The organism is Streptomyces zinciresistens K42 (assembly GCF_000225525.1).
GTDB lineage: Bacteria > Actinomycetota > Actinomycetes > Streptomycetales > Streptomycetaceae > Streptomyces > Streptomyces zinciresistens.
Genome location: NZ_AGBF01000002.1, coordinates 23654 through 45262, shown reverse-complemented (window position 1 = coordinate 45262; position 21609 = coordinate 23654). Strand labels below are relative to the sequence as shown.

Genomic DNA, 21609 nt, shown 5'->3' with positions numbered 1-21609 from the left:
GAACCCGCATTTCAGGCGGCGTTCCGCGCGCTTTCGGAGCCGCTCGCGGCCCCGTTCGTGAACGCCTTCCAGCCACCCTCCGGCCGCTCCCCCACCTCCAGGGAGCGCAACCTGTCGAGAATGTCCGGCTTCTGGACGTCCAGCCAGTCGACGAACTGCCGGAACGAGACAAGCCGTACGTCGCCGCCCTTCTCCCGCTCCCGCGCGATGTGCTTGACGGCCTCCTCGACGGCGTCCATGTAGATGCCGCCGTTCCACTGCTCGAAGTGGTTGCCTATGAAGAAGGGCGCGCGGTTCGTCTCGTACGCCCGCCTGAAGCCCTGGATGTATGCCTGCGCCGCCTGCCTGCGCCAGCCCGGGTAGTTGCCGCTGGGGGCGTTCGTGGAGTTCACCGACTGGTTGGCGAGCACGTTGTAGTCCATCGACAGGACCTCGAACCGGTGTCCGGGGAAAGGTATCTGCTGCAACGGCAGGTCCCACAGCCCCTGCTTCTTGTCCGGCCACACCTGGCGTCCGCCGGGCGAGGAGGCGTCGTAGCGCCAGCCCAGCTCCCGCGCGGCGGGCAGCAGGTTGTCCTGGCCGAGCAGGCAGGGCGTGCGGCCGCCGGCGAGTTCCTTGTCGTAGTCGAAGGGCAGCGAGGGCAGATCGGTCCACCCGCTGTTCGTGCGCCACTCCTTGACGAACGACGCGGCCTGGTCGATCTCGCTGCGCCACTGCCGCGGGGTCCAGCGGGCGACGCTGCCGGCGCCGCCGCAGAAGTGGCCGTTGAAGTGCGTGCCTATCTCGTGCCCGTCGAGCCAGGCGCGGCGCACGCCCTTCAGGGTCTCCTTGATGTGCTCGTCGGTGAGGTAGCCGATGTCGGAGGCGCCGCGCGGGTTGTTCGGCGGGTCGTAGAGCCGCTTCTTCGACTCGGGGAGCAGATAGACCCCCGAGAGGAAGAAGGTCATGTGGGCGCCCTGCTCCCGGGCGAGGTCGAGGAAGCGCGGGAAGAGGCCGTTGCCGACCTCGCCGGCTCCGTCCCAGGAGAAGACGACGAACTGGGGCGGCTCCTGGCCGGGCTCCAGCGGCTCGGGCCGGTCCGGCTGGTTGGGCTGCCTGCCGGTGTACGAGGTGGAGCCGTCGCCTATGGGGCGGGGGCGCGGGGGCCGCTTGCCGGGCTTGTCCTTCGCGCCGCCCTTGCCGCCCTCGCCGTCCGCGGAACCACCGGCGCTGCCGGGGCCGTCTGACGACGTGAGCGTGCCGCATCCGGCCAGGCCGAGGCCGGCGGCCGCTCCGGCCCCGAGTCCGATGGCTCCCCTTCGGCTGAAGTTGCGCATTGCTGCCCCGTCCGTCGTGCTGCTGAGGTGGTCACCCAGTCAGAGGGCACGACGAACGGGGAGGTTCCTGTGAATCAGCTGATGATGCGCAATAAATGTCACAAAAGAGCGCTAAGCGCCGAACGCCTTGCTCTTGCCCCGCACCGGCTTGGCCCCCGCGCGCAGATGCTCCGGCACGAGGTCGATCGCGGGCTCGGAGTAGCCCACCGACACGATCCGGTCGCCCTGGTACGTGAACGTCGTCAGCGAGGCGAGCGTGCACTGCCGCTTGCGCGGGTCGTGCCACAGCCTGCGCTTCTCGACATGGCTGCGCACGATCCAGACCGGCAGCTGATGGCTCACCAGGACGGCCTCGTGCCCGCGCGCGGCGTCCCTGGCCGCGTCCAGCGCGCCCGTCATACGGATGACCTGCTCGGCGTACGGCTCGCCCCAGGACGGCCGGAACGGGTTGACCAGGTGCTTCCAGTTCGCGGGCTTCTTCAGCGCGCCGTCGCCCACACCGAAGGTCTTGCCCTGGAAGACGTTGCCCGCCTCGATCAGCCGCGCGTCGGTGGCGAGGTCGAGGCCGTGCGCCTTGGCGATCGGCGTCGCGGTCTCCTGCGCGCGCTCCAGCGGGGAGGCCACGACATGGGTGATGTCCCGGGAGGACAGGTGCTCGGCGACCCGTTCGGCCATCTGCCGTCCCCGCTCGGACAGGTGGTAGCCGGCGAGCCGGCCGTAGAGGACGCCGTCCGGGTTCTCCACCTCGCCGTGCCGCATGAGGTGGACGACGGTGACGTCGTCGGCGCCGCTCTCGTTCAGGGGGGTCCCGCTCATGCCGCCGTCGCCTCCGCCGCCGCACGGGCCGCCGCCGGGAGGGCGTCGGCGATCCGCTGAAGGGCCCGCTCGTCGTGGGCCGTCGACACGAACCAGGACTCGAAGGACGAGGGCGGCAGGTACACGCCCTGCGCCAGCATCGAGTGGAAGAACGCGGTGAAGCGGAACGACTCCTGCCGCCTCGCGTCCTCGTAGGTGCGCACCTCGCGGTCGGTGAAGAACACCGAGAACATGGTGGAGGCGCTCTGCAGCCGGTGCGCGACGCCCTCCTTGGCGAGGGCCTCGGTGACGAGGTTCTGGACGCTCTGCGACACCGCGTCCAGCGTGCGGTAGGCGTCCTCGTCGAGGAGCCGCAGCTGGGCGAGGCCGGCGGCGGTGGCGACCGGGTTCCCGGAGAGGGTGCCGGCCTGGTAGACGGGTCCGGCCGGGGCGAGGTGGGCCATCACGTCGGCGCGGCCGCCGAACGCCGCGGCCGGGAAGCCGCCGCCCATCACCTTGCCGAAGGTCATCAGGTCCGGTACGACGCCGTCGACGCCGTACCAGCCGGCGCGGGAGGTCCGGAAGCCGGTCATGACCTCGTCGGAGAGGTAGAGGGCGCCGTTCTTGCGGCAGGCGTCCTTCAGCCCCTGGTTGAAGCCGGGCAGCGGCGGGACGACGCCCATGTTGCCGGGCGCGGCCTCGGTGATGACGCAGGCGATCTCGCCGGGGTGGCGGTGGAACGCCTCCTGGACGGCCTCCAGGTCGTTGTACGGCAGCACGATGGTGTCGCCGGCCTGCGCGCCCGTGACGCCGGGAGTGTCCGGCAGGGCGAAGGTGGCCACGCCGGACCCGGCCGCCGCGAGCAGCGAGTCGACGTGCCCGTGGTAGCAGCCGGCGAACTTGATCACCTTCGTCCGCCGGGTGAAGCCGCGGGCGAGCCGGATGGCGGACATGGTGGCCTCGGTGCCGCTGGAGACCAGCCGCACCTGCTCCAGCGGCCCGATCCGGCCGACCATCTCCTCGGCGAGCGCGACCTCGCCCTCGCCGGGGGTGCCGAAGGAGGTGCCGCGCGAGACGGCCTCCCGGACGGCGGCGAGCACGGCCGGGTGGGAGTGCCCGAGGATCATCGGACCCCAGGAGCAGACCAGGTCGACGTACTCGCGTCCGTCGGCGTCGGTCAGGTACGGGCCGCTGCCGGACACCATGAACCGGGGCGTACCGCCCACCGCGCGGAAGGCGCGCACGGGCGAGTTCACACCACCGGGCGTCACGGCGGCCGCACGGTCGAACAGGGCCTGCGAGGCAGGCGCATCGTATGGATAGGGCGTTCCTGTAGCGGGCGCTTCGCTCATGACCTGCGACTACTCCGACCTTCTCTGACCTTCTCCGACGATCTCGGACTCCGGTTGCCAGTGACTTCCTCAGGGTAGGCCAGCGGGCCGCGACGGCAGCGGCCCCCACGGACCAGCCGGCCCCGCCCCGTCTCTTCCGGCTCTCTTCCGGCTCTCTTCCGGCTCCCGTCCGGCTCCCTTCCGGCTCCCGTCCGGCTCCTCACCCCGCCGTCGTCCGGCCCCCTCGCCCCGCCGCCGTCCCGCCGTCACCGCCGCGCGATCTGCGAGACTGGTCGTGATACACACGGCTCATGCGGGGCGTGTTGGCCGAGGACCGGGGTGAACCTGCGGACAGGTGTTTCACCGCACGTTTCGGCGGGCGGCCGTGGGGGAGGTCACTGACACGATGATCGGGTTGCGCGGCGGGCGCCACGCGTCCCAGAAAAGCAGTCGGGTGGAGATATGCATCGCGGTGGCGGACTGGGCGAGGGGACTGATGACCTGGGTCCTCGACGTGCCCGGCGGGGAAAGCACCGGCGCGAGGCGGAAGATTCGAACGAAGCACGCCAGGAACACGTTGTACCAGGTATGCCAGATGCAACGGGTGCACCGGGTGTTCCGAGCGAGCACGAGCCGTTCGACCGGCGGATCGACAGCCAGGTCGACCGCCTGCGGGCGGAGAGCAGGAATGGTGGTCGGGTGGGGGTGACGTACAAGTACTTCGGCGCACCGGACGGCGCCACCGCGGCCCGCGTCCCGATCTCGATGCGCCCCGAGGAACTCGGCGGCGACGAACTCGGCATGAACGGCATGTTCACCAAGATCAAGCCGGAGACCATGGCCGCGATGGTCCTGACGGGCATCGAAGGCGTCCCCCTGCACAAGGTCCCGCCCCTGGAACTCGTCGTGCTGCACCCCGACTACGCGGTGGTCAAGCTCCCGATGACGGTGGTCGACCCGCTGCGGGGCATAGGAGAGGAAGCCGTGGGCGCGGCGGCCTTCATCTGGTCCACGGTCCCCGACCGCGGCGGCCCCCGGGACGCGTTCAACGTCTACCAACTGCTGCACGAGTGGCAGGACTTCAGCCACCGGCTGCATGAGGCGGGGCATCAGCCGTACTGCCTGGTGTGGCCCTGACCTGGGGTTTCACGGGATTCGGGCGGGGTCTTCGGACCTCGCCCTTCTGCGCGCCGGGGAGGGGCCGTCAGGCGGCCGGGGCGCGTTGAGGACACGTTGGTTTTGCTGGGGTGCTGATGTGCCCTGGGTTGCGGGCGGGTCGCCGGCGGGCCCTGACGCCGCTTGGAACGCACTCGCCACCGTGCTCGCCGAGGCAGAGGCAGAGGCAGAGGCAGCAGGACACAACGCAGCCACCGTCCTCGGCCAAGCGCTGCACCCACGTGCCCCGGACGACGCCCGCAGTCCCGCCCGCGCGCCGACCTGGTGTATCCGCCGCCTCGGCGAGCGCCACGTTCCCGGTCCATGGGCCCAGGCAGCCAGGGCTCACCGTGCCGTGCGACGGCCCAGCGTGCCGGTCCACCCCGCGGCAGCCACTACTCGGCCACCGCAGGGGTCACCGACGCGGCGGCGCTGATCAGGCCGGTGCGGACAGCTTGGGCGCGAGGAGTTCCAGGGCTTCCTCCCAGCGGTAGCGGTCGGCCCCGCCGCCGGCCTTTGGCCGGTGCGGTTCGTACGAGCCGATCAGGACGCCCATCTCGCGCAGCCGTTCCAGACTCTGGCGGTACGCGGGGTGGGCGGCCTGGGCCGAGTTCACGTACGGCAGGACGGCGACCGGGATGTCCATGGCGGGTGCTTCGCACAGGACGCCCAGGGCGAGATTGTCGGAGATCCCGGCGGCCCACTTGTTGACGGTGTTGAAGCTGGCCGGGGCGACCGCGATCGCATCCGCGGGTCGAGTCGGGCGCGGTTCACCTGGTGACCGCCATGCCGAGCGGATGGGGCGGCCGGTCTGCGCCTCAACCGCCTCCGCGTCGAGGAAGCCGAGTCCTTGGGGGGTGGCGATGACACCGACGTCCCAGTGCCGTTCCTGTGCTGCGGTGATCAGTTTGCCGACGTCGTCGGCGACCCCGGCCGCGCAGACCACGATCTGTAGGAACGGCTTCTCGGGCTGATCGCTCACGCGGGCACTCCCAGTTGGCGGCTGAAGTGATGCAGCTCGGGCAGTGCCCGGCGACGGTCGCGGGCTGCCATGTCGGCGACCAGTTCGCGTACGGCCGGGCGGCGGATGTCCTGTGCCGCGCCGCTCTCGGCGATACGCAGGGCCTGGTAGCCCTCGGCGAGCCTGCCCTGCTGACTGTAGGCGCGGGCGGTCTCCACCCACAGCGCGGCCCGGCGCTCGGGGACAGGAATGTGCCGCCGCATGAGCGGCCGTGCGGTTTCCAGGGCGATGCCGGCGTCACCGAAGGAGACGGCTGCGCTGATCTCGTGGAGTGCGACGTTGGCGGGACTGAAGTTCGCCCATGCGTCGGGCCGGTCGAAGGAGACGTAGCGAGCGACTTCCTTGGCTTCGGTGAGGAAGTCCCGGGTGGTGTCGCGGTCACCGTTTCTGCTGGCGGCGGTCGCCCCGCGGAGCAACAGCAGACCGACCGCTGCCAGGTACCGGGGCGGGCGCTGGTCGTAGGAGCCGGTGAGCTGGTCGGCAGTGTGGCGGACCATGTTCACGGCCTGGGCCGTGTGCTTCTCCCGCACGAGGACGTGAGCGTGGACGCGAACACTGGCGGCGAGGACGACAGGGTCTCCGGACCGTTCCGCCTCGGCCATGGCCCGACCGGCCGCGAGCCAGGCGTTGCCCTGATCGGCCCGCTTCAGCAACAGGCTTACCGACGTCTGGTAGGCGGTCGCAAGCAGCCCGGACACCTCCGCCGAGCCGGATGAGCCTCCGGCGGCCTGACGCAGGTCGGCGATCAGACCCGGCAGGGTCTGCTCCAGTTCCGCGTAGTCACACGTGCAGAACATCCGGCGTACGGCCCGTGCCCGGTCCCGCAGCTCGTCGAGGCCCAGGGCTTGACCGGTCGCCGCGGGGCTCGTGCCTGGCAACAGGACTTGGATCAGGTCGTGATGTGCCGCGCTCGACGACGGCGGAGCCGCGAGCGCGGCGACACTCGCGGCAAGGAAGGTACGGCGGTGCATGTCCTCTGTTCCGGGCTCGGCGGGGCTGGCATCAGAAACAGCGGCGAGGCCGAGACGTTGCGGCGGAATCTCCAGCACCTGCGCGATCTCGCGCAGCACTCGCACGTCCTCGGTACCTCTGCCGCTCTCCAGGCGGCTCACCTTCGACTGGTGATATCCAAGCGCGGCGGCAACGTCCCTCTGCGAGCGCCGCTGTAACACGCGTGCCTGACGGATCACTCCGCCTATCCGTCTCGCTTCACTCTGTGCCTCGGCCATCTGTGCCACGGCCCCTTCTGCCGTCGCCGATCCTGCCTGCTCAACCGAGAGTAACCGAGCGGCATTTGGCAGTGATGCAGCTCCTGCATAAGTGATGCATCCCCGGCACACCGACTGGTTCCGCCTACCTCCGGAGCGGTTGCGTGGAGTGGTCGAACCGACCAGGAGGCCGCTCGTGGAAGCGCATCACATCCGGATTCCCGTCTCCGGCACGCCAGCTGCCGCAGCGTCCGCGCGCCGGCAGCTCGCGGACGGGATACGGGCTTTCGGCACCTTCCTCGGCCCCGAACTCCTGGACGCGGCAGAGCTCGTGGCCGCAGAGCTCATCGCGAACGCGGTCCGGCACGCGAACGGCGGCCCGATCACGGCCGGCGCCTGCCTGAGCGACAAGGGACTGCGGATCGAGGTGAACGACGCCAACCCCGCAGTCCCACAGGTCGGCTTGTCGGATGTGGACGCGGAAGGCGGACGGGGGCTGTTCCTCGTCGCGGCACTCGCGGACCGCCACGGCTTCGATCCGCTTCCGCCCGGCAAACGCTGCTGGGCCGAGTTCCAGGTCAGCACCCCACTACCCACCGCATCACACCTGCCCCTGCAGAGAAGAGGAGTTGGCCGTTGACAGTCTTCGGGCCTCGCCCTTTTGCGTGCCGGGGAGGGGCCGTCAGGCGGCCGTGACGCATTGAGGGCACAGTGGTTTTACTGGGGGTGCTGATGTGCCCTGGGTTGCGGGCGGGCCGCCGCCGTCTTCCGCTTCCCGCGTCGACTGCCGGTTCCGTTTCCGTGAAGGCGTTGTCGATCGCCGGTGCGTGGGCCTCGGTTGCCAGTCGTCCGTCGCCGTACCAGCCGCTGAGTTGCTGCCGCCACGTGATCCCGGCACGCTGCATCTCCGCGCGGATCTCGCCGAGAGCCAGTCCGGAGTGGCATCACTCCACGTACGACGCGCTGATGTCCCGCGCGAGCGACGTGCATGAAACCGGCATGACCGCCTCCGACTCCGCAGCACACATGACCGGTTCTGAGATCCTCGTGGGGATCACCGACGAGTTGGTCGCCGTATGGGACGGGAAACCGGCGTGGGGACACGGCGGCACGGCAGACGTGGTGGCGTACGCCGAGCGGAACGGCGTGCCCGTCCGGGTGCTGTGGCCGAAAGGTGCCGCACGCTGACAGGCACTCAGTACGGCTTCGAGCAGAGCTACTCGGCCGCTCCTGCCTGCTCCTCTGCGCCCGCTTGAAGCCGGATGCGACCTCAGAGCGCCCGCCGGACCCTCCGGACAGACCTCGATCCGATACGGCAAGGCACTGTGCGCGAGGGACACCGACCCGTGGACATCGCATACAAGGCATCGTCCGTGCCGGCCGTGGCGGCCGAAGTCGCCCTGGCCGCCGTGCTGGTCTTCCAGATCTGGCGCCGGCAGCGCCACGGGAGCACGCGGCCTCTGCTTTCACCGGAGGTGACGCGCTGACCGGCGCCGCGTTGTTCGGTGGCACGACGGCTGTCACGGCGCTGATCGCTCGCGGGTGGAGCGGCGCGCCGACGACGGACGCTCTGCTGTACGCGGTGACCTTCGGAATCGTCACGGCAGCACTCACGACCCGCCTGCGTCGGGGGGCAGGGTGAAGCCCGAGCACGCACGCATCGCCTCCGTCATTCCACTCGGGTTCGGTGTCCTGGCGGGGCTGGCCGGCGGCTGGTCCGGGGCCCGGCATCCGGTGGGGCGGGATGTGCACGTACCGCCCCACCGGTGTGGACGCCCGGCAGCCCGCCCTTCGCCCCCCTCAGTCCCCCCGGTCCTCCCCGTCCTCCCCCTCGTGCAGGGCCGTGTCCGCCGGGCCCTGGGTGACGTGGGTGAAGCGGACTTGCAGGCCGTCGCGTTCGGGGGAGCAGCAGAAGGGGCCGGCGGTCGCGGTCGCGTCCGGGGCGAGGGGCGCCAGCCGGACCAGCCGCCAGGGCCCGTCCTCGCAGCGGGCGCGGATCGTCACCGCGTCCCCGGTGCGGCTGGCCCGCACGGTGACGGCGCGCCCCTGCCACTCGGGCACCGGTGCCACCGACCAGTCCGAGACCCCGCGGGTGACGACCGCGCCCAGCTGGGGCAGCCCGTCGGACATCTCGACGCCGGCCTTGATCCAGGTCTCGGCGTCGACGCGGATCATCAGGCCGGCCTGGTCGTAGAGCGCCTCGAAGTCCACGACGAAGGTGACCTCGGTGGCGCTGTCCGGTGGGAAGGCGCGCAGCAGGGCGTGGCCGTCGTCGCGCACGAAGCCGTAGGCGGTCGTACGCCAGAAGTCGCTGTGGCCGCGGGCGGTGACGAGCAGGCCGTCGCCGTCGACGCGTGTGCGCGGGGGTTCGTTGAGCCAGGTGCCGTCCTGCCAGGCGACCGTGTCCGGTCGGTCCACGTGCCCCTCCCTCACCGTCGTTGCCGTGGGCCGTTGATCATCCTGGTGGTCCCCGGCCCGCCGGGCAACCACCGCCCGCCGCTCACCTGGTGCCGACCGTGCGCAGGACCGTGACGGCCAGCGTCCTCGCGACCCGCGCCACCTCGGCGAGCGAGACCTGCTCGCGCGCGCTGTGCGCCACCCGGATGTCGCCGGGCCCGAACTGCAGGGTGGGGATGCCGGCCCCGGCGTACAGCCGCAGGTCGCTGCCGTACGGCGCCCCGCACTCGGGCACGCCGGGGGCTCCCCCGGCGTCGGCGTGGGCCGTGCGGATCACCTGCGGCAGCGGGTGCCCCTCGGGCAGCCGGCCGCTGGCGAACCGCCCGCCGGGCCAGGTCACTTCGGCCGGGTGGGCGCGCAGCCAGGGTTCGGCCTCGCACGCCTCGGCGACACAGCGCTCGAACGCGGCGCGCGCGTCGGCCGGGTCCTCCCCGAGCCGTACGCCGAGCCGTCCCTCGGCGACGAGCAGGTCGGGCACGCTGCTGGCCCAGTCCCCGGCGCGCACGGTTCCCACGGACAGGGCGTAGGGCAGCGGGTGCCCGGCCATCAGCGGATGCGGGTCGCGGTTGCGCTCGGCCTCCAGCCGGGCCAGCGCCCGGTGCAGCGGCAGGTACCCGTCGATGGCGCTGACGCCCTGGTCCCTGGCGCTGCCGTGCGCCGCCTCGCCCGGTACGGTGATACGGAAGGTCAGCGCTCCGGCGTTGGCGGTGACGAGTGCCCCGGCGGTCGGCTCGGCGATGACGCAGACGTCCCCGCGGTGGCCGCGCCGCAGCGTGCCGAAGGCGCCGAGGCCGCCGTCCTCCTCCCCCACCACGAAGTGCACGCCGATCCGGCCGCGCAGCCGCACCCCGGCGGCGCGTACGGCGCCGAGCGCGGCGAGGTGGGCGACGAGTCCGGCCTTCATGTCGCAGGCGCCCCGCCCGTGCACGAGGTCCCCGTTCACCCGGGGCACGAAGGGGTCCCCGGCCCAGGCCGCGAGGTCTCCGGGCGGCACGACGTCCACGTGCCCCTGGAGGACGAACGTGGGCCCGTCACCGCCGTCGGGCGTCACCGCGGCGAGCCCCCAGCCCTCCTCGCGCGGGGCCTCGCTCCCCGGGAACTCCGGGTCCGAGCGCAGCGCGTCCAGGTCCATGGACCACAGGTCGACGTCCAGCCCGAGCCGTTCCAGCCGCCCCGCGAGCAGATGCTGAAGCTCCGACTCGGCCGCGCTCCCGGTCACGCTGGGCACCGCGATCAGTTCCAGCAGCGTACGGCCGATCCCGGCCTCGTCGACCGCGTCCAGGACCGCGCTCTCCACACCACTCAGCAAGCCCCGCTCCTCCCCTGCACCACCACCCCCGCCCGCCCGACGGGACCACACTCCCAGGGCCCCCGCAAGCACCCCGACGAACCCGTCCCCGCACACGCACCGGCGCGCACCGGCACGCACGTGCGGCGAAAGGCGGCGGGGCTGGGGGCCGGACGGCCCCGCACCCCACCCCGCCCCGCGAGAGCCGCACAGTGCCCGCCCCCAACCGCCTCCCCCCGGCCCCTCAGCCGATCCCCCGCTGCCCCCCGCCGCCGCCCCCTCGGCAGATCCCCCGCTTCCCCCCGCCTACCCCTCGGCCGATCCCCCCACCGTGAACCCGATGGCGGTCCCCCCGCCCGCCCGCCGAAAGGCGAACGGAGCCCCGCCGTGGGCGAGAGCCACCTCGCGCACGATCGACAGCCCCAGCCCCGACCCCGGCAGCGACCGCGCGTCGGCGGCGCGGTAGAACCGGTCGAAGACGCGGATCAGATCCTCCTCGTCGATCCCGGGCCCCCGGTCGAGGACTTCGACGCGTACGGTTCCGGCGGCGCCGCCCCCGGTGACGCAGATCTCGACCGCAGCGGTGCCGCCCCGGTCGAACTTGGCGGCGTTCTCCACGAGGTTGGTGAGGGCGCGCTGAAGCATCCCGGCCCGCCCGTCGGTCGTGGTGTCCCCGCTCGCACGGACCACGATCCGCCGTCCGGTACGCCGCCGCGCGAGCCCGGCGACGTCCTCCGCGATCTCGGCGATGTCCACCGGCTGGGCGGGCCCGGTGTCGGACTGCCCGGCGGCGAGGTCGACCAACTCGTTGACGAGATCGGTCAGTTCACGGGCCTCCTGGCCGAGGTCGGCGACCAGTTCCTCCCGTGCCCCGGGCGGGAGTTCGTCGATGCGGCGCAGCAGGGAGATGTTGGTCCGCAGCGAGGTGAGCGGGGTGCGCAGCTCGTGCCCGGCGTCCTGGACCAGCCGGCGCTGGTCCTCCTCGGACTGGGCCAGCCGTCCCAGCATCCGGTCGAAGGCGCGGCCGAGCCGGCCGACCTCGTCGTAGCCGGTGACGGGCACCTGGATGCCGAGGCGCCGGGTGCGGGCGACGTCCTCGGCGGCGCCGGTGAGGACGACGAGGCGGCGGGTGATGCGCCGGGCCAGCCACCAGCCGAAGATCCCGGCGAGCAGGACGACGGCCGCCATCAGCAGCAGGGTCCGCCGCTGGAGCGCCCGCAGCAGGTCCTCGGTGTCGCTGAACTCCTGCGCCACCTGCACGGCACCCCGGCCGCCGCCGAAGGCGACGGTGGCCACGCGGTACACGTCCGGGCCCACGTCGACGTCCTTGTGCTGCACGGCCCGCCCGGCCGTCGCCTCGGCGGCGGTCCGCCGGTCGGCGGCGACGACGGGCAGTCCCGGCCGCCCCGGGTCGACGATCGCGCCGTCGGGGCCCAGCACCTGCACGTCGGTGCGGGCGGGGCGGACGAGGTCGTGGCCGGGCGCCGAGGAGGAGAAGTCCTCGGGGCCCATGGACCGCCGCCGCACCTCGCTGCGCAGATCCTGGACGACCTCGCCGAACACGGTCTCCTGGTCGACGCGCACCAGCCGGGCGGCGGCGGTGTAGGACAGCAGCCCGACCAGCACGGTCACGGCGGCGGTCACGGCGGCGAAGGACACGGCGAAGGTGGTGCGCAGCGAGACCAGCCCGGCCCGCCGCCGCCCGGTCAGCAGCCGCGCCGCGAAGGCCCGTGCGGTGACCGTGCGCGCCGCGAACGCCCGTGCCAGGGACGCCCGTACCGTGAGCGGGCGGGCGGCACGGCGGCGGGGCGGGCCGGCCACTCAGTCCTCCCGGAGCACGTAACCCACCCCGCGGACCGTGTGGATCAGCTGCGGGGCGCCCGGCCCGTCGAGCTTGCGGCGCAGATAGCCGACGTAGACGGCGAGGTTCTTGGAGCCGGGGCCGAAGTCGTAGCCCCAGATGCGGTCGTAGATGGTGGCGTGGTCGAGGACGATGCCGGCGTTGCGGGCGAGCAGTTCCAGGAGTTCGAACTCGGTGCGGGTCAGCTCCAGTTCCCGCTCGCCCCGCCAGACCCGCCGGGCCTGCGTGTCCATGCGCAGCCCGGCCGCCTCGACCACCCGGCCGGGGGCGCCGGGCACGGCCCGTGGCGGCGGACCGGCGGAAGGCGAAGGCGAAGGAGGAGAAGGCGAAGGTGGAGGTGGAGGAGAAGGCGGAGCGGGAGCGGCGGCGCTCTCGCCGGTGCGCCGCAGCAGCGCGCGGAGCCGGGCGAAGACCTCCTCGACGTCGAAGGGCTTCACCACGTAGTCGTCGGCGCCCGCGTCCAGACCGGCGACGCGGTCCTGGGTCTCCACGAGCGCCGTGAGCATCAGGATGGGGGTGCGGTCGCCCTCGGCGCGCAGCACCCGGCACACCTGGAGCCCGTCGATGCCGGGCATCATCACGTCGAGCACGAGGACGTCGGGCGGGGTGCGGTGGGCCTGCGCCAGCGCCTCGACACCGTCGGCGACCGCGGTGACCCGGTAGCCCTCCAGCGTCAGCGCGCGCTCCAGCGCGTTGCGGATGGCGCGGTCGTCCTCGGCGAGCAGAACTGTCTGGGACACGGGGCCAGTCTGCCAAGGCCGCCCGGTGTCCCGGCGTGCGGAGCCGGACACCGTGCGGGCTTCTTACCGGCCTCTCACCCGGCCGGCCGCAGCGCCGCGAGCTGCTCGGCGAACGGCACCACCTCGGGCTGTGCGGCCCTGGCGGCGGGCCGTCCGGCCATCAGCGCGGCCAGCTCACCTGCCGCCCGCGCGATCCGCCCGTCCAGCCCCTGCGCGCCCCAGTCCTCGGAGGCGGCGTACACGCCGGTCGGCGCGACCACGGCCCGCAGGTACGCGAACAGGGGGCGCAGGGCGTGCTCCAGGACGAGCGAGTGCCGGGCGGTGCCGCCGGTCGCGGCGATCAGCACCGGCAGGCCCGCCAGCGCGTCCTTCTCGATCACGTCGAAGAACGACTTGAACAGTCCGCTGTAGGAGGCGGAGAACACCGGTGTGACGACGATCAGGCCGTCCGCCGAGGTCACGGCGTCGATCGCGGCGGACAGCGCGCGGCCGGGGAAGCCGTTGGTGAGGTGGTGCGCGATCTCCACGGCGAGCGCGCGCAGTTCGACGACCTCGACGGTCACGCCGGCCGCTTCAACCGCATCAGCCGCACTGGCCGCACCAGTCGCACCGACCGCACCAGCCGCACCAGCCGCTTCGACCCGCGCGCGGACCGACGCCGCGAGCCGGTCGCCCAGCAGCCGGGTGGAGGACGGGACGCTCAGTCCCGCGGACACGACGACGAGCCTCATACGGTGCTCACCTCCTCGGTGCCCTTGCGGGCCAGCAGCGACGCGTGGGTGGGCGCGTCCGGCACCCCGGCCGGACGCCGGGCGGCGAACTCCTCGCGCAGCACCGGCACGACCTCCTCGCCGAGCAGGTCGAGCTGCTCCAGGACCGTCTTGAGCGGCAGCCCGGCGTGGTCCATCAGGAACAGCTGGCGCTGGTAGTCGCCCGCGTACTCGCGGAAGGCCAGCGTCTTCTCGATCACCTGCTGCGGGGAGCCGACCGTCAGCGGGGTCTGCTCGGTGAAGTCCTCCAGCGAGGGGCCGTGCCCGTAGACGGGCGCGTTGTCGAAGTAGGGGCGGAACTCGCGCACCGCGTCCTGGGAGTTCTTCCGCATGAAGACCTGGCCGCCGAGCCCGACGATCGCCTGCTCGGCCGTGCCGTGCCCGTAGTGGGCGTAGCGGCTGCGGTACAGCTCGACCATGCGCTTGGTGTGGTCGGCCGGCCAGAAGATGTTGTTGTGGAAGAAGCCGTCGCCGTAGTAGGCGGCCTGCTCGGCGATCTCCGGGGAGCGGATGGAGCCGTGCCAGACGAACGGCGGCACCCCGTCCAGCGGGCGCGGCGTGGACGTGAAGCCCTGGAGGGGGGTACGGAACTTGCCCTCCCAGGTCACGACGTCCTCGCGCCAGAGCCGGTGCAGCAGGGCGTAGTTCTCGACGGCGAGGTTGATGCCCTGCCGGATGTCCTTGCCGAACCAGGGGTAGACCGGCCCGGTGTTGCCGCGGCCCGTCATCAGGTCCATGCGGCCGTCGGCCAGGTGCTGGAGCATCGCGAAGTCCTCGGCGATCTTCACCGGGTCGTTCGTGGTGATCAGCGTGGTCGAGGTGGACAGCACCAGCCGCTCGGTGCGCGCCGCGATGTAGCCGAGCATGGTGGTCGGCGACGACGGGACGAACGGCGGGTTGTGGTGCTCACCGGTCGCGAAGACGTCCAGGCCGACCTCCTCGGCCTTCAGCGCGATGGCGACCATGGCCTTGATGCGGTCGCGCTCGGTCGGCGTACGCCCCGTCGTGGGGTCCGGCGTGACGTCGCCGACGCTGAAGATCCCGAACTGCATGGTCGCTCACCCTCCAGGTTGTTTACCCTTCAACTATACCGGAGAACGAAGACCGTCCACGCCCTATTCCCCGCCCTACTCCCCCCCTCCGCACCCCGCCCGGCCCGCACCCGCACCCACCCGCACCCACCCGCGCCCGCGCCTCGCGGGGCCGTGCCACAGAGGCCACACTCGCCACACCCGCCACACGCACCGCACCCGGCACCCCCACCGGCCCGCGCTCCCCCCGGTCACGTCCCTGCGGTCACGTCCCTACCGGTCGCGTCCCTGCGGTCACGTCCCTACCGATCGCGTCCCTACCGGTCACGCCCCTACCGATCGCGTTACTGCGGTCACATCCCTTCCGGTGCGCGCGAGCAGCCGCTCGAACCCCGAGGCCCCCGCCCGCTCGGGCACCGGCTCCCCGAAGACGCCCATCTTCCGGGCCGTGGGCGCCAGCTCCGCCACCGCCGCCGTCAGCTCCGCGACGACCGCCTCGTCGGCACCGGGATCGCCCTGGCCCGTCGCCCGCGCCAGGTCCCATCCGTGCACGGTCAGATCCAGCAGCGCCATGGAGCCGACGAGCCGCGCGGGCAGGTCCATCCCGCCGGTCCTGCCCTCCTCCGCGCCGGGCGCGGACCAGGCCGCCACCAGCAGGTCCGCCTCGGCCGCGAACCGCTCCCGCCAGTCCGGCCCGGCGGCCACCGCGTCCGGCGTCCCCCCGAAGTCGGACGACTCCTTCGCCGCCAGCCGCTGGAACTGCGCGACCATCTGGAAGAGGGCGCCGGCCGTCCGCCTATCCTGGCCGGACGGTCCCCGCCCCACCCACGCACCAGGAGCAGCCATGTCCACCGCCGCGCCGTCCGCCGCCTCCCGCATCGCCGTCGTGACCGGTGCGAGCAGCGGCATCGGGGCCGCCACGGCCAGGCAACTCGCCGCGGCCGGCTACCGCGTGGTCCTCACCGCCCGCCGCAAGGACCGCGTCGAGCGGCTCGCCGAGGAGATCCAGGCCGCGGGCCACGCGGCCACCGCCTACCCGCTGGACGTCACGGACCGCGCCGCGGTGGACGAGTTCGCCACGGCCTTCCGGACCATCGGCGTCCTCGTCAACAACGCGGGCGGCGCGCTGGGCGCCGACCCGGTGGCCACCGGCGACCCGGCCGACTGGCGCACGATGTACGAGACGAACGTCCTCGGCACCCTGAACCTCACCCAGGCCCTGCTGCCCGCCCTGGAGGCGAGCGGCGACGGCACGGTCGTCGTGGTCTCCTCCACGGCCGCCCACTCCACCTACGAGGGCGGCGCCGGCTACGTCGCCGCCAAGCACGGCGCCCATGTCCTCGCCGAGACGCTGCGCCTGGAGATCGTGGGCCGCCCGGTGCGCGTGGTCGAGGTCGCGCCCGGCATGGTGCGCACCGAGGAGTTCGCCCTGACCCGCTTCGGCGGCGACGCCGACAAGGCCGCCAAGGTCTACGCGGGCGTGGCCGAGCCGCTGACCGCCGACGACGTCGCCGACACCATCACCTGGGCGGTCACCCGCCCGAGCCACGTCAACATCGACCTGCTGGTCGTCCGCCCCCGTGCCCAGGCATCCAACACGAAGGTGCACCGGGAGCTCTGAAGGACGCCCCGGGGCGCACGGGGGCGGGAGGCGGGCCCGCGTACGGCCGGGCCCGCCTCCCGCCCCGCTCAGCCCTTCACGCAGACGACCTGCTTCAGCTTGGCCACGACCTCCACGAGGTCCCGCTGCCGGTCGATGACCTGCTCGATCGGCTTGTAGGCGCCCGGGATCTCGTCCACGACACCGGAGTCCTTGCGGCACTCCACGCCCCGCGTCTGCTCCTCCAGGTCCCTGGTCGTGAAGCGGCGCTTGGCCGCGCTGCGGCTCATGCGCCGACCCGCGCCGTGGGACGCGGAGTTGAAGGACTTCTCGTTGCCGAGGCCCTTCACGATGTACGAACCGGTGCCCATGGAGCCCGGGATGATGCCGAACTCGCCGGAGCCGGCCCGGATCGCGCCCTTGCGGGTGACGAGCAGGTCCATCCCGTCGTAGCGCTCCTCGGCCACGTAGTTGTGGTGCGCGCTGATCTCCGCCTCGAAGGCCGGCCCGGCCTTCTTGAACTCCCGCCGGACCACGTCCTTCAGGAGCGCCATCATGATCGACCGGTTGTACCTGGCGTACTCCTGCGCCCAGAACAGGTCGTTGCGGTACGCCGCCATCTGCGGGGTGTCCGCCACGAAGACGGCGAGGTCGCGGTCGACCAGGCCCTGGTTGTGCGGCAGCCCGCGGGCGATGCCGATGTGGTGCTCGGCCAGCTCCTTGCCGATGTTGCGGGAACCGGAGTGCAGCATCAGCCAGACGGCACCGGCCGTGTCGGTGCAGACCTCCACGAAGTGGTTGCCCGAGCCGAGCGAGCCCATCTGCCGGCCCGCGCGCTCCTGACGGAACCTCACCGCCTCGGCGACCCCGTCGAACCGCCCCCAGAAGTGGTCCCATCCGGCCTGCGGGAAGCCGTGCAGCCGGCCCGGGTCGACCGGGTCGTCGTGCATCCCGCGCCCGACCGGGATGGCCTGCTCGATCTTCGAGCGCAGCCGGGACAGGTCCCCCGGCAGGTCGTCGGCCGTCAGGGAGGTCCGGACCGCCGACATCCCGCAGCCGATGTCCACGCCCACCGCCGCGGGGCACACGGCGTCCCGCATCGCGATGACGGACCCGACGGTCGCGCCCTTGCCGTAGTGCACGTCCGGCATCACGGCGAGGCCCTCGATCCACGGCAGGGTCGCGACGTTCCGCAGCTGCTGGAGCGCGGACTGCTCGATCGTCGCCGGGTCGGCCCACAGACGGATGGGTACCTTCGCGCCCGGCATCTCCACGTACGACATATCGCCCTCGATCCCCTGGAAAACCTACACACGTCGTCAATCGCAAAACCGGCGCCAGGGTCGAAGAAAAGGGACAGCGGACCGGCGTCCACGGCAGTGCGTGCGATACACATTGTCTCCAGGGGGCGCCCCCGCGCGGCAAGCGAATAACCAGCGGGGACACTGGAGATCCGAACAGACGCGCCCACCCACCCCGCACCGTCGAGAGGAGCCTGACCGTGCAGCGGAAGGCCTACGTTTCCGGCGTCGCCGCCCTCCTCGCGGCCCTGCTGGCCGGCTGCACCGGCAGCTCCGACGACAGCGGCACGACCGACGACGCCAATCCGGGCGACGCGGGCACCGCCACCGCGACCGCCGAGCCCGGCCGCTACCAGACCCTGCCCGAGGCGTGCGGGGCGGTGGGCCAGGAGGCGCTCGACTCGCTGCTGCCCGGCATCCGGCGGCTCACCGACGACGAGCAGCGCGAGAAGGCGTACGAGGGCACACCGACGCTGACCTACGACACCGACCGCAAGGTCGGCTGCCGCTGGAAGGTGGAGTCGGCGCAGGCCACCGACCTCCTCCTCGTGGACCTGGAGCGCGTGGTGTCGTACGACAGGGCGGTCAGCGACGACACGCAGGCGCAGGAGCTGTTCGCGACGCGCCGGGAGGCGGCCGACCTTCCGGCGCCCGCGAGTTCGGCGGGCGGGAGCGCCGGGGACTCGCCGTCGCCGTCGTCCTCGGCGTCCTCCTCGGCGTCCGCGCCGGGTTCGTCCTCGGCGTCCCCTCCGGAGTCCCCGTCCGGGTCCGCCGCCTCGTCCTCCGGCTCCCCCGGCACGGGCGCCACCCCCGCGGCGCTCCAGCCGCGCGTGCTGGACGACCTCGGCGACGAGGCGTTCCTCGACGACGAGCTCGGCGGCTCCGGTTCGACGGCCCAGCAGCGCAAGGTGACTGTGGCGTTCCGCACGTCCAACGTCATCGTGACGATCGCGTACGACGAGCAGCCCGCGACCCTCGGCGCGGTTCCGGACAGCGAGGAAATGCAGGACAGGGCCCGGAAACTGGCCGCGCGACTGGCGGACGCGCTGAGCGACTAGGGCCTGCCGCACGCCCTGTTGCGCCCGTGTGCGACGTAATCGAAACGAGACCACACAGCTTCTTCACCGCGTACCGTGGCCCCTCGGACCCCGATCCGACCGCAGGAACCACGAATGCAGTCATGAGTGAAGGAACCATGCAGCGAGCAGCAGAGCGAGACCAGCATGACCGGCGTGACCAGCGCGAGCAGCGGGCCAAGGGCCTGCGCCGCGCCCTTGTCTGCGCGGCCGCCGTCCCCGTGATGCTGGTGGCGGCGGGATGCTCCTCGGACTCCGGTTCGGGCGACAAGGCCGCCGACGCCGGCAGCGGCGGCACGCCGTCGGCGCAGAAGACTTCGGCGCAGCCGTCGCCGACCGTGCAGGCGGCCGCCTACGCGGCCCTGCCCGACGCGTGCAAGGTGCTGCCGAAGAAGACGCTGGAGGACCTGGCGCCGAAGGCCGAGTCCGGCAAGAAGGGCTCGTCGGACGACCCGTCGACGCGTGCCTCCTGCTCCTGGAGCAGCCTGGACAACAACGGTGTGAAGGGCTCGCAGTTCCGCTGGCTCAACATCTCCCTGCTGCGCTTCGAGTCGGACTCCGCGCGCGGCTCGGGCGAGAAGCTGGCGCAGGAGTACTACGACACGCAGGTGAGCGACGCCCGTTCGGTGCCCGGGGCCAAGAACACGAAGGCCGATCCGGTCACCGGCGTGGGCTCGGCGGCGACGGCCGTGCGCTACGACCTGAAGAAGAAGGAAGGCGCCTTCAAGCAGGAGACGGTGGTGGCCCGCGCCGAGAACGTGGTCATCACGCTCGACTACAACGGCGCCGGTCTGGCCGGGGAGAAGACGCCGAGCGCGGAGGCGCTGGACAAGCTCGCCCGCGTGGCGGCGAAGGAGGCGGCGGCCTCGGTCGCGCGCGCCAACGGCGGGGCCGGCGCGGGCACACCGGGCGGCGCCCCCTCGAAGTCCGCGTCGGCGGACCCGTCGAAGAAGGCGCCGGCCTCCAAGTCGGCCTCCCCGTCCCCCTCTGCGCCGAAGAAGAGCTGACTGTCACACCTGTCGCCCCGCTGCGTCACAACCAGCAGCTCAGCCAGGCTTGTTGAACGAGCCCGGCCCCGGTCCGGGGCCGGGCTCGGGCCGTACAGGCGAACGCACCCCGCACAGATGTGCCACCCTGTTGCGCGCAACAACACGCAAGGGGAGGGGAGTACGGGTGGCCGCCCAACCAGAGCTGACTCGGACACACCGCGTTCTCATCGGCGTGGTCGTGTTCGGCGCCGTGATCATCGCCGGCATCGGCTTCGCCGGTTCCTACGCCGCCGTGCGCGAGCTGGCCCTCCAGAAGGGCTTCGGGAACTTCAGCTACGTCTTCCCGATCGGCATCGACGCGGGCATCTGCGTCCTGCTGGCGCTGGATCTGCTGCTGACGTGGATTCGTATCCCGTTCCCGCTGCTGCGCCAGACCGCGTGGCTGCTGACGGCCGCGACGATCGCCTTCAACGGCGCGGCGGCCTGGCCCGACCCGCTGGGCGTGGGCATGCACGCCGTGATCCCGGTGCTGTTCGTGGTGTCGGTGGAGGCGGCCCGCCACGCGATCGGCCGGATGGCCGACATCACGGCCGACAAGCACATGGAGGGCGTGCGCATGACGCGCTGGCTGCTCTCCCCCGTGCCGACGTTCCTGCTGTGGCGCCGGATGAAGCTGTGGGAGCTGCGCTCCTACGAGCAGGTCATCAAGCTGGAGCAGGAGCGCCTGGTGTACCAGGCGCGGCTGCGCTCGCGCTTCGGCCGGGCGTGGCGGCGCAAGGCCCCGGTGGAGTCGCTGATGCCGCTGCGGCTGGCCCGCTACGGCGTCCCCCTGGCGCAGACGGCCCCGGCGGGCCTCGCGGCGGCGGGCATCGAGCCGGCGGTGCTTCCGGCGGTGAACGCCCAGCAGGCGCTGGACGCGGCGCCCGTGGCGGAGACCGTGGCGGAGACCGTGGCGGAGGCCGCGCCCGTCGCGGAGACCGTGCCCGTCGCGGCACCGGCGACCGCGCCCGCCGGTCCGCTGCCCTTCCCGCAGCAGCGCACGGCGTCCCCGGGCGAGCAGCGCCCCGAACTGGTCGGCGGCCCCGCCCCCGCCCCCGCCCCCGCCCCCGCGCAGGACGCCCCGGTGCAGGACTGGTTCAACACCCCGCGCCGGGTGGGCGAGTACCACGGCTCCTACAACCCCTCGTACGACCCCCAGGAGCACTACGAGGAGTGGTACCAGGAGCAGGTCCGGGCGGAGCAGTACCAGGACCAGTACCAGGAGGAGCCCCCCGTCCGGGAGCCGTCCCCGGAGGACACCGGGACCTTCCCGATCCCGGTGACCGGCAACCGCACCCGCCGGCTGGGCGGGGGAGGCGGCCCGCCGGAGCGTCCGGAGCCGGCGGAGGAGGAGTTCTACCAGGTGTTCCGGCAGTCGATCGACGGCAGCTACCCGACGCCGCGGGTCCTGGGCGACAACATCCAGGCCACGTACGGCAAGACGCTGAGCCCCAGCGAGCTGAAGACCCTCGCCGAGCGCTTCCAGAACCGCCACTCGGCGGAGCTGGAGGAGGACCACATCGCCTGAGGGCGCACGCCCCGTGCCCCCGCCCGGGGCCGCGCACCCCGCGTCGTCCCGGAGGCGACACGCCGCGCCCCCGGCACGCGGAAGGGGCCCTCCGCACGGAGGG

Annotated in this window: 20 protein-coding genes and 1 pseudogene; 8 read left to right on the top strand and 13 right to left on the bottom strand. The window is 72.6% G+C overall.

Annotated features, from left to right (window positions below):
* Positions 1 to 11: 11 nt before the first annotated feature.
* From SZN_RS01570 to hemL, 3 genes are all read right to left on the bottom strand, one after another.
* Positions 12 to 1316: a polysaccharide deacetylase family protein gene (locus SZN_RS01570; RefSeq protein ID WP_007490870.1), complete on the bottom strand. Its 1305-nt coding sequence runs from the start codon at positions 1314 to 1316 to the stop codon at positions 12 to 14.
* Positions 1317 to 1427: 111 nt separating this feature from the next.
* Positions 1428 to 2132 (bottom strand): histidine phosphatase family protein, encoded by a 705-nt coding sequence (locus SZN_RS01565; RefSeq protein ID WP_007490868.1) that lies wholly within the window; start codon positions 2130 to 2132, stop codon positions 1428 to 1430.
* The gene (gene hemL / locus SZN_RS01560) at positions 2129 to 3463 is read right to left on the bottom strand and encodes a glutamate-1-semialdehyde 2,1-aminomutase (RefSeq protein ID WP_043727442.1); all 1335 of its coding nucleotides are present in this window, start codon (positions 3461 to 3463) and stop codon (positions 2129 to 2131) included. The genes SZN_RS01565 and hemL overlap by 4 nt, the downstream gene beginning before the upstream one ends.
* A 441-nt stretch (positions 3464 to 3904) precedes the next feature.
* Here hemL and SZN_RS01550 point away from each other — a divergent pair, with 441 nt between their 5' ends.
* The gene (locus tag SZN_RS01550) at positions 3905 to 4579 is read left to right on the top strand and encodes a hypothetical protein (protein WP_208865745.1); all 675 of its coding nucleotides are present in this window, start codon (positions 3905 to 3907) and stop codon (positions 4577 to 4579) included.
* A 454-nt stretch (positions 4580 to 5033) separates the two neighbouring features.
* Here the strand turns inward: SZN_RS01550 and SZN_RS01545 are convergent, their stop codons facing one another.
* Both SZN_RS01545 and SZN_RS01540 read right to left on the bottom strand, forming a co-directional pair.
* Positions 5034 to 5579, bottom strand: a complete 546-nt coding sequence (locus tag SZN_RS01545; RefSeq protein WP_007490864.1) for a flavoprotein — start codon at positions 5577 to 5579, stop codon at positions 5034 to 5036.
* Positions 5576 to 6847, bottom strand: coding sequence for a helix-turn-helix domain-containing protein (locus tag SZN_RS01540; protein ID WP_208865744.1), 1272 nt, complete (start codon positions 6845 to 6847; stop codon positions 5576 to 5578). Before SZN_RS01540 ends, SZN_RS01545 begins: the two co-directional genes overlap by 4 nt.
* 175 nt (positions 6848 to 7022) lie before the next feature.
* Between SZN_RS01540 and SZN_RS01530 the strand changes: the two genes are divergently transcribed.
* From SZN_RS01530 to SZN_RS41215, 3 genes and pseudogenes are all read left to right on the top strand, one after another.
* Positions 7023 to 7466, top strand: coding sequence for an ATP-binding protein (locus SZN_RS01530; protein ID WP_007490861.1), 444 nt, complete (start codon positions 7023 to 7025; stop codon positions 7464 to 7466).
* Between the two features lie 293 nt (positions 7467 to 7759).
* Positions 7760 to 8014, top strand: a pseudogene (locus SZN_RS01525) (hypothetical protein); the annotation flags it as partial.
* A gap of 158 nt (positions 8015 to 8172) precedes the next feature.
* A complete protein-coding gene (locus tag SZN_RS41215) occupies positions 8173 to 8313 on the top strand; it encodes a hypothetical protein (protein ID WP_007490859.1) in 141 nt (46 codons plus the stop codon).
* A 313-nt stretch (positions 8314 to 8626) separates the two neighbouring features.
* Here SZN_RS41215 and SZN_RS01520 read toward each other — a convergent pair whose 3' ends face one another.
* The 7 genes from SZN_RS01520 to SZN_RS01490 all read right to left on the bottom strand — a co-directional run bounded on the left by SZN_RS01520 (position 8627) and on the right by SZN_RS01490 (position 15744).
* A complete protein-coding gene (locus tag SZN_RS01520; RefSeq protein WP_007490857.1) occupies positions 8627 to 9244 on the bottom strand; it encodes a DUF1349 domain-containing protein in 618 nt (205 codons plus the stop codon).
* Positions 9245 to 9326: 82 nt separating this feature from the next.
* A complete protein-coding gene (locus SZN_RS01515) occupies positions 9327 to 10592 on the bottom strand; it encodes an ArgE/DapE family deacylase (protein WP_043727432.1) in 1266 nt (421 codons plus the stop codon).
* Between the two features lie 285 nt (positions 10593 to 10877).
* On the bottom strand, positions 10878 to 12284 hold the full coding sequence (locus SZN_RS01510; protein ID WP_043727522.1) for a sensor histidine kinase: 1407 nt from the start codon (positions 12282 to 12284) through the stop codon (positions 10878 to 10880).
* A gap of 108 nt (positions 12285 to 12392) precedes the next feature.
* Positions 12393 to 13172, bottom strand: coding sequence for a response regulator transcription factor (locus tag SZN_RS01505; RefSeq protein WP_007490851.1), 780 nt, complete (start codon positions 13170 to 13172; stop codon positions 12393 to 12395).
* Between the two features lie 74 nt (positions 13173 to 13246).
* The gene (locus tag SZN_RS01500) at positions 13247 to 13903 is read right to left on the bottom strand and encodes a CE1759 family FMN reductase (protein WP_007490849.1); all 657 of its coding nucleotides are present in this window, start codon (positions 13901 to 13903) and stop codon (positions 13247 to 13249) included.
* A complete protein-coding gene (locus tag SZN_RS01495; protein WP_007490847.1) occupies positions 13900 to 14994 on the bottom strand; it encodes an LLM class flavin-dependent oxidoreductase in 1095 nt (364 codons plus the stop codon). The genes SZN_RS01500 and SZN_RS01495 overlap by 4 nt, the downstream gene beginning before the upstream one ends.
* Before the next feature lie 303 nt (positions 14995 to 15297).
* Positions 15298 to 15744 (bottom strand): TIGR03086 family metal-binding protein, encoded by a 447-nt coding sequence (locus SZN_RS01490; protein ID WP_007490845.1) that lies wholly within the window; start codon positions 15742 to 15744, stop codon positions 15298 to 15300.
* 73 nt (positions 15745 to 15817) lie between these two features.
* Here SZN_RS01490 and SZN_RS01485 point away from each other — a divergent pair, with 73 nt between their 5' ends.
* On the top strand, positions 15818 to 16594 hold the full coding sequence (locus SZN_RS01485; RefSeq protein ID WP_007490843.1) for an SDR family NAD(P)-dependent oxidoreductase: 777 nt from the start codon (positions 15818 to 15820) through the stop codon (positions 16592 to 16594).
* Between the two features lie 68 nt (positions 16595 to 16662).
* Here SZN_RS01485 and SZN_RS01480 read toward each other — a convergent pair whose 3' ends face one another.
* Complete coding sequence (locus SZN_RS01480) at positions 16663 to 17856, bottom strand: RtcB family protein (RefSeq protein ID WP_007490842.1); 1194 nt, start codon at positions 17854 to 17856, stop codon at positions 16663 to 16665.
* A 218-nt stretch (positions 17857 to 18074) separates the two neighbouring features.
* On the opposite strand from SZN_RS01480, the gene SZN_RS01475 reads away from it, so the two are divergent.
* The 3 genes from SZN_RS01475 (at position 18075) to SZN_RS01465 (ending at position 21506) form a co-directional block, all read left to right on the top strand.
* Entirely contained in the window at positions 18075 to 18932 is an 858-nt protein-coding gene (locus tag SZN_RS01475) for a hypothetical protein (RefSeq protein WP_007490840.1), read from the top strand.
* A 137-nt stretch (positions 18933 to 19069) separates the two neighbouring features.
* Positions 19070 to 19957 (top strand): DUF3558 family protein, encoded by an 888-nt coding sequence (locus SZN_RS01470; protein ID WP_007490838.1) that lies wholly within the window; start codon positions 19070 to 19072, stop codon positions 19955 to 19957.
* A gap of 166 nt (positions 19958 to 20123) precedes the next feature.
* The gene (locus SZN_RS01465; RefSeq protein ID WP_043727427.1) at positions 20124 to 21506 is read left to right on the top strand and encodes a DUF2637 domain-containing protein; all 1383 of its coding nucleotides are present in this window, start codon (positions 20124 to 20126) and stop codon (positions 21504 to 21506) included.
* The last annotated feature ends 103 nt before the right edge of the window (positions 21507 to 21609 follow it).

What these genes read in the sequence shown, in the direction of transcription:
- SZN_RS01570 (WP_007490870.1), bottom strand. Translation starts at nt 1,316, where the DNA reads ATGCGCAACTTCAGCCGAAGGGGAGCCATCGGACTCGGGGCCGGAGCG.
- SZN_RS01565 (WP_007490868.1), bottom strand. Translation starts at nt 2,132, where the DNA reads ATGAGCGGGACCCCCCTGAACGAGAGCGGCGCCGACGACGTCACCGTC.
- hemL (WP_043727442.1), bottom strand. Translation starts at nt 3,463, where the DNA reads ATGAGCGAAGCGCCCGCTACAGGAACGCCCTATCCATACGATGCGCCT.
- SZN_RS01550 (WP_208865745.1), top strand. Translation starts at nt 3,905, where the DNA reads ATGCATCGCGGTGGCGGACTGGGCGAGGGGACTGATGACCTGGGTCCT.
- SZN_RS01540 (WP_208865744.1), bottom strand. Translation starts at nt 6,847, where the DNA reads ATGGCCGAGGCACAGAGTGAAGCGAGACGGATAGGCGGAGTGATCCGT.
- SZN_RS01500 (WP_007490849.1), bottom strand. Translation starts at nt 13,903, where the DNA reads ATGAGGCTCGTCGTCGTGTCCGCGGGACTGAGCGTCCCGTCCTCCACC.
- SZN_RS01495 (WP_007490847.1), bottom strand. Translation starts at nt 14,994, where the DNA reads ATGCAGTTCGGGATCTTCAGCGTCGGCGACGTCACGCCGGACCCCACG.
- SZN_RS01490 (WP_007490845.1), bottom strand. Translation starts at nt 15,744, where the DNA reads ATGGTCGCGCAGTTCCAGCGGCTGGCGGCGAAGGAGTCGTCCGACTTC.
- SZN_RS01485 (WP_007490843.1), top strand. Translation starts at nt 15,818, where the DNA reads ATGTCCACCGCCGCGCCGTCCGCCGCCTCCCGCATCGCCGTCGTGACC.
- SZN_RS01480 (WP_007490842.1), bottom strand. Translation starts at nt 17,856, where the DNA reads ATGTCGTACGTGGAGATGCCGGGCGCGAAGGTACCCATCCGTCTGTGG.
- SZN_RS01470 (WP_007490838.1), top strand. Translation starts at nt 19,070, where the DNA reads ATGCAGCGAGCAGCAGAGCGAGACCAGCATGACCGGCGTGACCAGCGC.